The organism is Shewanella psychromarinicola (assembly GCF_003855155.1).
Taxonomy (GTDB): Bacteria; Pseudomonadota; Gammaproteobacteria; order Enterobacterales; family Shewanellaceae; genus Shewanella; species Shewanella psychromarinicola.
On record NZ_CP034073.1, the window covers coordinates 605,945 to 617,598 of the forward strand.

Here is an 11,654-nt window from a genome sequence, read left to right on the forward strand (position 1 = left end):
TTTATTGCTCCAGATTATCTTTTTAAATTTCACATTATTATGAAAGTAAGTATTGCTCTATATCAGCAAAATTTTCGCATACCGCATGGGGATTGCTTAGGCTAATATCTTCGCCGTAGTTGTAGCCATAGGTCAAGCCAATAGACATAACGTTGGCAGCTTTAGCCGCTAAAATATCATTCTTTGAATCACCTACCATCAGTAAATGTGATTCATCTAACTGCCATAGCTTAAGCAGATGTTGCAACGGCATTGGATCTGGTTTCATTTTTGCCAATGAATCACCACCGAGTACTTCACAAAACAAGCCATCGAGACCAAAAGCGGTTAATAATGACACCGTAAAACCGTGAGGTTTATTGGTGACGATAGCAAGTTTGAAACCGGCTTGTTTTAACTTTTGTAATGTGGCTAATACACCAGGATACAAAAGGCTATGCTTCTGTAAATGCTCGCCATAATGATACATAAATTGAGGCATGGTTTGCTCAAGTAATGCCTGTAGTGCTGGGGCATCCTCCGGCATCGCAGACACATAACTTAACGCGCGTTGCATTAACACTTGAGCACCATTACCGACCCAACTGCGCACAAGTGCTTCTGTCACTGGCGGATATTGGCTTTGCGCTAAAGTCGCATTGGTTGCTGCGGCTAAGTCAGGTACGCTATCAATTAATGTACCATCTAAATCAAAAGCAATTGCGCGAATTTTTGACCATTGCATCATGTAAAGTCCCATTAAGTCTTTAAAAATAAATTATGATACCGAAGCGAGTTCAGCACGCATTTGATCAACAACCACTTTATAATCTGGTTGATTGAAAATGGCCGAACCGGCTACAAACATATCTGCACCCGCGGCAGCAATTTCAGCAATATTATCGACCTTCACGCCACCATCGACTTGTAAGCGAATATCAAAACCACTGGCATCAATGCGCGCCCGAACTTGACGAAGTTTATCTAAGGTATGGGGAATAAATGACTGACCACCAAAACCAGGGTTAACCGACATCAATAAAATGACATCGAGCTTATCCATAACATGATCTAAATAATGCAGTGGAGTGCCAGGATTAAAGACTAATCCGGCCTTACAACCAGATTCTTTAATCAGCTGTAGGGTGCGATCTATATGTTCAGATGCTTCTGGATGAAAAGTGATAATTGAAGCGCCGGCGGCAGCAAAATCAGGAATAATACGATCAACGGGTTTTACCATTAAATGCACATCAATATCAGCAGTAATACCGTATTTACGTAACGCCGTACATACCATTGGGCCGATGGTTAGATTAGGAACATAGTGATTATCCATTACGTCGAAGTGAACAACGTCTGAACCTGCATCTAATACGGCTTTAACATCGTCACCTAAACGGGAAAAATCGGCGGACAAAATCGATGGTGCAATTAAAAATGGGCGCATAATCTTCTCTATTGGCAGATCAAAGTGATGACATTTTACCCTTTGCGGCCGCAAGCCTCTAGTCACAAAAGGGAAATAACCACTATCTAATATAGAATTTAGTCAAAAACTAGACCATAAGGCGGATTTGCTATTCTTTAAATAGAAACCACTGTTCAATAACTAAGCGACTTTGCTATAATGAAAAATGTTGTTATCTTAGGGATCTAATAGTAGATTTAACAACTGTTGTAGCATCAATCGAGTTTATACCACGGATAGGACACCTTTTATGGTTAAGCACTTACTACGCAAGCTTTCAGGGCGTGATGGCAAATTATTGCCAGCATCTGTTTTTGCTGTGTTTGCAACGTCGGGGTTGGCATTATTGTTAAGCCAAATTTTACTCACCACCGAAGCTAATTCTGCTAATAGTAAAGCCTGCGTATGCGATAGCACCACAAGCTACAATACTAGTTTGCCAAGTAGTCACCCTACAAATCGTTGTGCTGAGCAATCAGATGATGTCAGTTGGGGTAATTGGGTAACGGGTAATAGCCGCTCGAGCCAATTTCACTTTATTGATTTACTTGAATTGATCCACGGCCACAAAGATAAGCCTTTAAATGATATGCCTACCTCAGGCAGCCCAACTCAGATATCGCGCTAATGTCACTTTGGCGAGTTTTTAGTAGCACTGTAGCGGCCTTTTTTGGCGTTCAGACAGAGCAGAACCGCCAAAAAGACTTCAAAAATCAATCCCCGTTACCCTTTATCATCATGGGAATTATCTTAGCTATAGCCTTGGTTATTTCATTAATGCTGATCGTGAATCAGGTATTAAGTTAACCACCTGCGGTTGTTATATTCTCATCCCAGTAGTACTACTCTTCTTCACGATAATGATGATCGTATAACGCCATAATTTCGTCAACTTTCTTGCGTGAACTGCCTTTTGGGCTAATGTTACGTTGCACCGAAATGGTTGAACAAGATGCGCCACGATACAACTCTCGTGTTAACGGAATATCATGGTTACTGATCAATACCGGAATATTGCGTTCATGGGCAATGAGCCGAGAATGACGGGCAAGTAATGCTTGATCGTCTAGACTAAACCCCGGACCTACATAGGTGGTAAAACTGGCGGTTGTCGATAATGGTGCATAAGGCGGATCACAATAAATGACATCTCCGCAATTCGCCATATAAAAGGCTTGTTCATAACTGATACATTTAAACGTCGCTTGTTGCGCTTTTAATGAGAAATAACGAATTTCAGCTTCTGGAAAGTATGGTTTTTTGTACGAACCAAACGGCACGTTAAAACCACCTTTGCGGTTATATCGACATAAACCATTAAAACCATGACGATTCATGTACAGAAAATATACCGACCGAATAAAAGGGTCACTGCAGAGATTAAATTCAGCACGAATACGGTAGTAGGCATCTTTATCATTCATCTCATCGACAAACATAGCTTTTGCCGCTTGAATGTAGGCATCAGGCTGTTGCTGAACAATTTGGTATAGATTGATTAAGTCTTGATTAATGTCACACAACAAGTAGTCATCAAACTGAGTATTGAGAAATACCGATCCCGCCCCAACGAAAGGCTCAATAAGTCGGTTTCCTGTAGGAAGGTGTTTTGCTAGCTCATCAACGAGCTTGTATTTACCACCTGCCCATTTTAGAAAGGCTCTATGCTTTTTTATCATGAATAGGAATTATACCAGCAAAATTAAAGCTGATAAGTGTACGCTGTTTAGCGACAATTATCATCGGATAAAGTAGATTAATTATGTTGTTTTTTCATATTATTTAATTAGCTATAACTGAATATGACGCGGTTAATCTTGTCGCTTATAATCACTCAAATCTGCCCACTTTCTAACCCATGGAGCAGCTAATGAATATTGTGTCTGAAGACTTTTAGCTTTTAAGTTTGCAACCGTTACGGTATCGAAATCACCTAATAATAAAACATAGCGTTGCTGGTAACTCATAACGTAAACCTGTGGCTCTTGTGCCATTTTAGCTAAAATAGGCGCGAGTGATGCTTTGTCATTAACACTTGCTAGCTGCAAAGTGAAACCTTGTACTTTCAAATTTGGGTTATTATCATTCTCAACAATATCACTGGGCTGAACGACTGCTTGGATCTGTGCTTTTGGCAATTTACCTTGAAAAGATAATCCCTTTATTGATGAACTCACCGTTACATCACTGTGATTGTCTGGAGCGGTGTTGTCGTTAACGTCAGAGATATTACGCTCACCCAGCGAGGTATCTGCAGCCATTTGCTTGTCAAATAACACGAGAGCTTGTTTATTTGCAGTAGACTTAGTGAGTGCCAATTGCCTTTTGGCAAAATAAGCACTCAGTGTCGTGTCGGCAAAATGAGCGACATATTGCTGTGCTTTTACACGTACGATTGATTGCTCTGCTGTCAATGTTGGTGCTAATGATGTTGAAATCGGCACAGGTAATTGACTATTAACCGCTGCCCCAATGGCAACAAAAACCGAGATAACAGCCAAAATTACAAACAGCTTAACTGACAGAGACCAAGAGGGTTTCTCTGTTTGTGGTTCTTCTAATGCTAACGCTAATAATTGAACAACTTCAGCTGGCGTACCCTGCTGTTTCTCTAGTTGTTTATGAATAATTTCACGTGGAATAAACGGCGCTTGCTCGCTGCGGAGCAATAAACTCTGATAAAGGCCATCGCGCTCGGGCACCGATAAAGGTTCAATAGTGACGGGTAGCAATCTAGCGCGTATATCATCAGTTAACTCAGCGACTAAGGTATACCAAAAACTGGGCGTGACGGTCACGGTTACTGCAACAGGTTTTCCTGCACAATGGATTTGACTCAGCAAAATGCATTCAGCCCAAATATCTTTAGGCAATAAATCGGCATCATCAATAATGATGTGCAGCGGCTTTGTTAGACTAGATTGGATCCTAAGCACAGTGTCCATTAAAGGACGTTCATCATCAAAAATAGGGGCGGAGATTAATTGGACCAGAATTTTTCGACGAATTTCAGCGCTATCTGCGTGTTGAGGACAAATGATTAATGCGCAATTATAGTCGTCCAGTTCACTTGCTAATGCGGCTGTCAGTGTAGATTTACCCGACCCCTTGTCACCGCAAATAACCAACAACTGTTCACCATAACTAGCAATATGCTGCAAACGCTGAACTAGCGCTTCTTGAGTGGGGAGTAACAATAGTCCTGGAGTCGTCAATGATTCACCACACTATAATGAATATGTAGCATAGTTATAAGCAGCTAATAACCTGTTTCAGTAAGTCTTCACCTACTTCACTAAAGAGATCAGCTTGGCCTATACCCGTAGGTAATACTAAACGAATTTTACCACCTAAGACTTTTTTATCACGGCGCATATGCTTAATAAAATGCTCAAAACCCATCGACTCGGGAGCCGTTATAGGTAAATCAAACGCTTGCATCAACTGACGAATACGCTCAACACTTTGATCATCTAATAGATTAAGTTTACAGGCTGTTTGTGCAGCAAGAACGGTACCAGCAGCTACTGCTTCGCCATGTAACCAGACACCGTAGCCCATTTCAGCTTCGATAGCATGCCCAAAGGTATGCCCAAGGTTTAATAATGCTCTAACACCTTGTTCAGTTTCATCTTGCGCGACAACATCAGCTTTAATCTGGCAACATTTTGCAATAGCATAGTTTAACGCATCAGTCTGGAGCGATTTTAATGCATCGACATTAGCTTCAAGCCATTGAAAAAAGTCCGCATCCCAAATAATACCGTACTTAATCACTTCAGCCATACCTGCGGCAAACTCATTTGCGGGTAATGTCTGTAAGCAAAGCGTATCGATAATCACAGATTTGGGTTGATAAAATGCGCCAATCATATTTTTCCCAAGCGGATGATTGACTGCCGTTTTACCACCGACAGAGGAATCAACTTGGGACAATAATGTTGTCGGCACTTGAATAAAATCAATACCACGCTGATAACACGCTGCCGCGAAACCAGTCATACCACCAACAACACCACCCCCTAGCGCAACTAATACTGAATCTCGGGCAAAGTTATGCTCAAGTAATCCAGTAAAAATATAATCTAGATGCTGTAAATCTTTAAATTTTTCGCCATCAGGCAAAATAACAGTTTCAATACGCGCGCAAGCGCTCATCGCTAGTTGTATCTTTTGACGATACAACGGAGCAATGGTGTCATTTGAAACAATTAAGGCTTTTTTGTTTGTTAGGTAGCGAGCAAATAGCTCGCTATCATTCATCAAATCCTGGCCAATATAAATGGGGTAACTTCTATCACCTAATTGAACCTGGATCTGTTGCATGTTGTTACCTAAAAGCCGAGTTGCTCGATAATTTGGTTTGCGACGATCTTCGCGCTTTGCTCATCAGTTTTAACGATAACATCCGCAATTTCCTCATATAAAGGATTACGAATTTCCGCTAAGCTTTCGAGCACTTCACGTGGATCATCTACTTGTAACAACGGGCGACGCTTATCACGCTGAGTACGCGCAACTTGCTTGTCGATTGTTGTTTCTAAGTAAACCACTATACCTCGAGCAGAAAGATAATTGCGGATATCTTTACTCTGAACAGAACCACCACCTGTCGCGAGAACGATACCTTGCCTTTCTGAAAGATCACCAATGACTTGAGCTTCACGACGACGGAAACCCTCCTCACCTTCAACATCAAACACCCAGGCAATATCTGCACCGGTACGTTGTTCAATCTCGTGATCTGAATCGTGGAAATCTAAATGCAGCATTTGCGCCAGATGGCGACCAATTGTGCTTTTACCTGCGCCCATAGGGCCTACCAGAAAAATATTGCGTTTTTCAGCCATTGCGTATACGTCTGAATCTTATATGGAAGAATGCCTTATCGACTTAAACTTCAAGCCGACCTATAATTTAACCTTGCTCTATTGAGACTTGACGAAGGATTATCTCAGTTAAGGGCTACCGCTTGCAAGTCATCACAGCTATTTATCATGATTTTATTATGTCACTGATACTAAAAATCCAAAAAAAAATATAATATTTGCGATTAAATGTTTGTTAATGCAAAGATTATACATGGATTGGCACGACACAATCTAATTGAGGCATATACTATCATACTTTAATGAGGTCGCCATTATTGCCACTTAAAATGCTAATTTGACAAACTGGAGTGACGTGTAGTGATGATATATTTAACGAGTTTGATCATTATCGCCGCAAAAATAACCGCCATAAAAAAGCCAGCGGTTAAATAGCTGGCTTTTTAGTGTTGTTATTGGCGAAAGAAACTAGCGTTTGTCAGCAACAATCTTAGGGGTTACAAAAATTAACAGCTCTTGGCGCTCATTTGTGTCGGTTGAATTTCTAAATAAGAACCCCACTAGCGGTATATCACCCAACACAGGAACCTTACTCACACGGCTAATCAAGTTTTGCTGATAAATACCACCTAATACGATAGTCTCACCATTATCGACCAGTACCTGAGTACCAATACGCTGAGTATCAATCGCAACCGCTTCACCCGTTGCTGTAGCAACCGTTGTTCCTTGAGAATCTTGGGTAATTTCAAGATCTAGGATCACCCGGTCATCTGGGGTGATTTGCGGTGTAACACGAAGCGATAGCACGGCCTTCTTAAAGGTCACGGTTGTTGCACCACTTGATGCAGACTCAACATAGGGAATTTCAACACCCTGCTCAATGTATGCCGACTTCTGGTTAGAAGTGGTAATACGTGGGCTGGCAATAATTTCACCTTTGTTTTCTTGTTCTAATGCACTTAACTCTAAATCGAGTACGGTACCGTCAGCCAATTTAGCCACATGAAAAGCAATACTAGTAGCCGAACTTGCCGCAGCCGGTAGATTCACGTTAAGGCGATCATCAATGCTTGGAATAATACCATTGGCAATACTGGTTGCACCTCCAATAGTACCAGAAGTGCCTTTAGAACCCTGCTGATCTGTTATGCCCCAGCGAATACCTAGATCTTCAGACACATCATCTTTAACTGTCACCATACGTGCTTCAATTAGCACTTGTTTAATGGGGATATCTAATACTTCAATCAAGCGGTGTACGTTTTCTAAAATCTCAGCCGTATCTTTTACCAATAGCGTATTTGTACGTTCATCTACGGCAACACTGCCTCGAGATGATAATAAGGTTGAATCGGTGGTTTTAAGTAACTCCGATATATCAACAGCTTTGGCGTAGTTTATTTGTAAGAATTCAGAATATAGCGGTGCTAATTCTTTGACTTCTTGTCGGTTTTTCAAGTCATTACTTTCACGAATGGCAAGCTCTTCACTCGGTGCCACCATTAAAATATTGCCTTCAATGCGTTTATCTAGACCTTTAGTTTGTAAAATAAGGTCTAATGCTTGATCCCAAGGCACATCGTCTAAACGCAAGGTAATATCACCTTCAACCGTATCGCTTGTCACAAGGTTAAAGTTGTTATAATCAGCAATAATTTGCAACACGGTACGAACCGCTATGTTTTGGAAGTTTAGTGACAATGAACGACCATTATATTTTTTAGCCTCTTTAGCAACAGAGACTCGTTCGACTTTGTCTACGCTAACTTTAAATACATTGCCGTCTTGGCGATAGTTATAGTCATAGTTACCGTCAACATCGACCAAGATACGGGTGGTCAAATCATCTTTAAATGTTTCAAAACTATTCACTGGTGTGGCAAAGTCTTGAACATCCATGACGTAAAGTAAATCATTGCCAATATCGGTGTTATAGAGTTTTATTTCAAGCTTTGAACCGACTTGCTCTACATTCGCCGCGACAGAACGATTGCTAAGATTAAATAATATTTCTCCACCACCGGTTTTATTGCGGCGAAAATCAATACTGCTAATAGCATTAACAAATGGATTGTTTGCTTCTACTGGACCGGAAACATCATCATTTATGGTTAATCGATAACTATTATCAACAATTTTACCTTGATATGGCTTCACTTTATTCATGGCGACAATGATTTGTAAATTGCCACCTTGTTGTTGTGTATTTACTTCTTTTACACCAACAGCATTTACCGGAATTTTGTTTTTATTTAAATTAGAAATAGTGTCAGAGAACATCAACATAATTTCTGCCGGGTCTGCCGATAAATCAACAGACGGTGACACTATTGATGATTCAAAAATCAACTCTAATTCTAATTGGTGATCAACCATTGAATGATATTTGACGTCCATAAGACGATTAGCAGCTATCGCATTGGGTACTAGACCCATTAATAAAACTGCGCCTAAGAGCGCTCTAAAAAATAATAACTTTGTTATTGCTTTTTTCATCGCGGCAGAAGATTCCATTATTCACTCATCCTTCGCACGTTATTTTCCTGATAATTCTAAATTGCTGGTTCTTTCAGTCCAGCAACCTGAACCATCAGGGATTAATTCTATAATTTCGATAAATTGCGTCGTTACTTTAGCAATTCGTCCATGATAAAGCCCTAAATATTCACCTACACCCATACGATAAACATTGCCATCACTAGATTCTATTAAAGCCCAAATAGTACTCTCTTCACTCAATGTTCCACGCATTCTTAAAATGTCTAATGCATAGGTTTCTAAACGACCTTTGCGACGCTTTAAGTCTGGCTGTAAACAATCTTTAGATGTATCAATCACCTCTTCAGTCAATTCCCTCGACGGTGGAACAAACGGACTGCGCATCAATTCAGCTTGATAAGCAAAATGTTCAAACTTCGGTGTTTGCTTCAATGGCGGTATACGTGCAACGTGTTGCGCCTTTGTAGTAGTAACAAATAACTCTAAATCGCTGCGATCACCGATACAACCACTCAATAAAAACACCATTGATAACAATAAAAGCAAAAACTTCATTATTTCTGCTCCTTATTGGCCTGTTGCGATAATTCAGCCCCTTCTTTAAAGCGATAGGTTTTGGCGAGAATATCCATAGATAATCCACCGGCATCATTCTGCTTTATTATAAAGTCATGCAGACTGACAATTCGAGGTAATTTTGCAACACCACTGACCATATTACCCATCTGATGATAATCACCGACTACTGACATCTTTATTGGAAATTCAATATAAAAATCACGTTCGATTTCATCATCCCAATCTAGACTGTTAATTCTAAGGCCCGCGTCAGTGGCAACAAACGTTAAATCATCTAATAAACCTGGCATTTCATTTTCAGAAGGCAGCATTTTAAGCAACTCGGCAAACTGCACTTCCATTATATCTAGTTGTTCTCGATACAGTTTTAGATTAGCAGCTAAACGATATTTAGTTTCAAAATCTTCACGTAGTTGGATTTCTTTCTGCTGTTCGACTTTTATCACATCAATCGAGTCTGAAATAAACAAATAATAACTGGCACCGATAACACACACAGACAAAAACACAGCAAATACAACTTTTACCAGCTTGGGCCAACCACCGATATTTTCAAAATCGATATCATTAAATTGATCTAGGTCGAGATTCATTTTCTCGCTCCTTGGTTCGCATCAGCATTGGTTATTTGTGAATCATCACGAATAGTGACACGTAATTTAAAGCGCTGTAATTGCCTTAACTCTTCATTTTGCGTCACAATCGATTGCATACTTGGATCGTTAAGATAACCAGAGGTTTTAACCTTTCTCATCATATTAGCGACATTATTATTCGATTCGCTGCGTCCTTCGATTAATAACACGCTACCCTTTTTCTCTATACTTGAGAGATAAATACCAGGCGGCACCATACGGACTAATTCATCTAAAACATGAGTAGGTAAATTACGCGATTGTTGTAAGTTGAGAATTATTTCAGTTCGACGTTCAATGTCTTTTTTACGTTCGGTAATTTTTCTAATTTCTGCAATTTGGGTATCAAGTAAGCTAATTTCCGCTGCTAAATATGCATTGCGTTGACGTTGATCATCAGTGACAACCTCTAGAAAACCCAGAAATAAATATATAACTAATGATGTCACTAAAAAAACTAACGCTAGAATGCCAATAAAGTCGCGTTTTTGCTTCTCTCTAGCTTCTTCACGCCAAGGTAATAAATTTATGTTCGCCATTGAGCATAACTCCTTAGCGCAAGACCACATGCCAGCATATATTTACTTATATTAGGTTGAAGCTGACTTTTCATAACATCATCTGCATGTAAACAACCTTGGAAAGGATCTGCAATAATGGTATGGGTGCCTAACTCGTTACCGAGTAGTTCAACCATTCCTTCTAACTTAGCGGTACCACCACACAAAACGATATAGTCAACTTTTTCACGTCCACTGGCAGTACAGTATATTTGTAACGTTCGTTTAATTTGCTGTAACAATTGTGTCTGATATGGTGATAAGACTTCGAACATATAATTACGCGGTAATTGACTAGAGATCTTAGCTTGTTCAGCCTCGTCATGAGGCATTCCATAATATGACATAATTGATTGAGTGAATAACTCACCGCCAAAGGCTTGCTCACGTATAAACGTAGTGTCACCATTTTCAACCACAGAGAATGTGGTCATATTGGCACCAATATCAATCATGGCGATGGATTTATCTTTAGCACCATCAGGTAACTGACCATAAATTAATTCTGCAGAGCGCCCTAAGGCATAAGCTTCCACATCAACAACTTTGACTACTAGATCAACAGAATCTAAAGCGTCCAAACGTGAATCAATGTTTTCTGTACGGCATGCGCTCAGTAACACATTAACTTTGGTTGGATCGGTGATATTCGGGCTAAGCCTTTCAAAATCAATGCTGACTTCATCAAGCGAATAAGGAATAAGGTTGTCAGCTTCAATTTCAATTTGAGCTTCCATTTCCTCTTCATTCAACGCGGCATCCATATAGATGACTTTAGTCATAACAGCGGAACCTGAAACAGCGACTGCTGCAAATTTGACCGATTTAGGTAAACCTCGTCTGATTTGCCTCAGTGATTCAAGTACCGCTTCAGAATCACGAATATCATGATCAACAACCGCTCCCTTTCTAACAGGAACGGCCATATGGTTTTGAATTTTATATCCATCGGCAGTCTTGCTCAACAAAATGGCTTTTATTTCATGAGACCCAATATCAATCCCGACCATTTGAGGTGCTTGACGCTTCCACAATTTAGAAATCATAGTCCGTCATCACAATTCTATTCTTATTTTCTAAGAGATTAGCACATAATCAA

Annotated in this window: 13 protein-coding genes; 2 read left to right on the forward strand and 11 right to left on the reverse strand. The window is 40.1% G+C overall.

Annotated features, from left to right (window positions below; genetic code table 11):
- Positions 1-37: 37 nt before the first annotated feature.
- Entirely contained in the window at positions 38-727 is a 690-nt protein-coding gene (locus EGC80_RS02505) for a phosphoglycolate phosphatase (RefSeq protein WP_124013206.1), read from the reverse strand.
- A 30-nt stretch (positions 728-757) separates the two neighbouring features.
- Positions 758-1,429: a ribulose-phosphate 3-epimerase gene (rpe, locus tag EGC80_RS02510; protein WP_101033057.1), complete on the reverse strand. Its 672-nt coding sequence runs from the start codon at positions 1,427-1,429 to the stop codon at positions 758-760.
- A gap of 271 nt (positions 1,430-1,700) precedes the next feature.
- Between rpe and EGC80_RS02515 the strand changes: the two genes are divergently transcribed.
- A complete protein-coding gene (locus EGC80_RS02515; RefSeq protein WP_124013205.1) occupies positions 1,701-2,078 on the forward strand; it encodes a hypothetical protein in 378 nt (125 codons plus the stop codon).
- A complete protein-coding gene (locus EGC80_RS02520; RefSeq protein ID WP_101033059.1) occupies positions 2,078-2,257 on the forward strand; it encodes a DUF2970 domain-containing protein in 180 nt (59 codons plus the stop codon). Before EGC80_RS02515 ends, EGC80_RS02520 begins: the two co-directional genes overlap by 1 nt.
- 35 nt (positions 2,258-2,292) lie before the next feature.
- Here EGC80_RS02520 and EGC80_RS02525 read toward each other — a convergent pair whose 3' ends face one another.
- The 9 genes from EGC80_RS02525 to EGC80_RS02565 all read right to left on the reverse strand — a co-directional run bounded on the left by EGC80_RS02525 (position 2,293) and on the right by EGC80_RS02565 (position 11,601).
- Positions 2,293-3,129, reverse strand: a complete 837-nt coding sequence (locus tag EGC80_RS02525; protein WP_124013204.1) for a Dam family site-specific DNA-(adenine-N6)-methyltransferase — start codon at positions 3,127-3,129, stop codon at positions 2,293-2,295.
- 132 nt (positions 3,130-3,261) lie between these two features.
- Positions 3,262-4,665 (reverse strand): ATP-binding protein, encoded by a 1,404-nt coding sequence (locus EGC80_RS02530; protein WP_124013203.1) that lies wholly within the window; start codon positions 4,663-4,665, stop codon positions 3,262-3,264.
- A 34-nt stretch (positions 4,666-4,699) separates the two neighbouring features.
- Positions 4,700-5,776, reverse strand: a complete 1,077-nt coding sequence (aroB, locus tag EGC80_RS02535) for a 3-dehydroquinate synthase (RefSeq protein ID WP_124693452.1) — start codon at positions 5,774-5,776, stop codon at positions 4,700-4,702.
- Between the two features lie 8 nt (positions 5,777-5,784).
- Positions 5,785-6,300 (reverse strand): shikimate kinase AroK, encoded by a 516-nt coding sequence (gene aroK / locus EGC80_RS02540; RefSeq protein WP_011635865.1) that lies wholly within the window; start codon positions 6,298-6,300, stop codon positions 5,785-5,787.
- 447 nt (positions 6,301-6,747) lie between these two features.
- Positions 6,748-8,796 carry a type IV pilus secretin PilQ family protein gene (gene pilQ / locus EGC80_RS02545; protein ID WP_124013201.1) on the reverse strand — a complete coding sequence of 683 codons (2,049 nt, stop codon included), beginning with the start codon at positions 8,794-8,796 and terminating at the stop codon, positions 6,748-6,750.
- Positions 8,797-8,817: 21 nt separating this feature from the next.
- A complete protein-coding gene (locus EGC80_RS02550) occupies positions 8,818-9,336 on the reverse strand; it encodes a pilus assembly protein PilP (RefSeq protein WP_101033064.1) in 519 nt (172 codons plus the stop codon).
- Positions 9,336-9,953: a type IV pilus inner membrane component PilO gene (locus tag EGC80_RS02555; protein WP_101033065.1), complete on the reverse strand. Its 618-nt coding sequence runs from the start codon at positions 9,951-9,953 to the stop codon at positions 9,336-9,338. The genes EGC80_RS02550 and EGC80_RS02555 overlap by 1 nt, the downstream gene beginning before the upstream one ends.
- Entirely contained in the window at positions 9,950-10,534 is a 585-nt protein-coding gene (locus EGC80_RS02560; RefSeq protein ID WP_101033066.1) for a PilN domain-containing protein, read from the reverse strand. Before EGC80_RS02560 ends, EGC80_RS02555 begins: the two co-directional genes overlap by 4 nt.
- Positions 10,522-11,601 carry a pilus assembly protein PilM gene (locus tag EGC80_RS02565; protein WP_124013200.1) on the reverse strand — a complete coding sequence of 360 codons (1,080 nt, stop codon included), beginning with the start codon at positions 11,599-11,601 and terminating at the stop codon, positions 10,522-10,524. Before EGC80_RS02565 ends, EGC80_RS02560 begins: the two co-directional genes overlap by 13 nt.
- Between the last annotated feature and the right edge of the window lie 53 nt (positions 11,602-11,654).

Bases quoted from the DNA above. Each gene is read 5' to 3' on its own strand.
- EGC80_RS02505 (WP_124013206.1), bottom strand. From the start codon at position 727: ATGATGCAATGGTCAAAAATTCGCGCAATTGCTTTTGATTTAGATGGT.
- rpe (WP_101033057.1), bottom strand. From the start codon at position 1,429: ATGCGCCCATTTTTAATTGCACCATCGATTTTGTCCGCCGATTTTTCC.
- EGC80_RS02515 (WP_124013205.1), top strand. From the start codon at position 1,701: ATGGTTAAGCACTTACTACGCAAGCTTTCAGGGCGTGATGGCAAATTA.
- EGC80_RS02520 (WP_101033059.1), top strand. From the start codon at position 2,078: ATGTCACTTTGGCGAGTTTTTAGTAGCACTGTAGCGGCCTTTTTTGGC.
- EGC80_RS02525 (WP_124013204.1), bottom strand. From the start codon at position 3,129: ATGATAAAAAAGCATAGAGCCTTTCTAAAATGGGCAGGTGGTAAATAC.
- aroB (WP_124693452.1), bottom strand. From the start codon at position 5,776: ATGCAACAGATCCAGGTTCAATTAGGTGATAGAAGTTACCCCATTTAT.
- aroK (WP_011635865.1), bottom strand. From the start codon at position 6,300: ATGGCTGAAAAACGCAATATTTTTCTGGTAGGCCCTATGGGCGCAGGT.
- pilQ (WP_124013201.1), bottom strand. From the start codon at position 8,796: ATGGAATCTTCTGCCGCGATGAAAAAAGCAATAACAAAGTTATTATTT.
- EGC80_RS02550 (WP_101033064.1), bottom strand. From the start codon at position 9,336: ATGAAGTTTTTGCTTTTATTGTTATCAATGGTGTTTTTATTGAGTGGT.
- EGC80_RS02555 (WP_101033065.1), bottom strand. From the start codon at position 9,953: ATGAATCTCGACCTAGATCAATTTAATGATATCGATTTTGAAAATATC.
- EGC80_RS02560 (WP_101033066.1), bottom strand. From the start codon at position 10,534: ATGGCGAACATAAATTTATTACCTTGGCGTGAAGAAGCTAGAGAGAAG.
- EGC80_RS02565 (WP_124013200.1), bottom strand. From the start codon at position 11,601: ATGATTTCTAAATTGTGGAAGCGTCAAGCACCTCAAATGGTCGGGATT.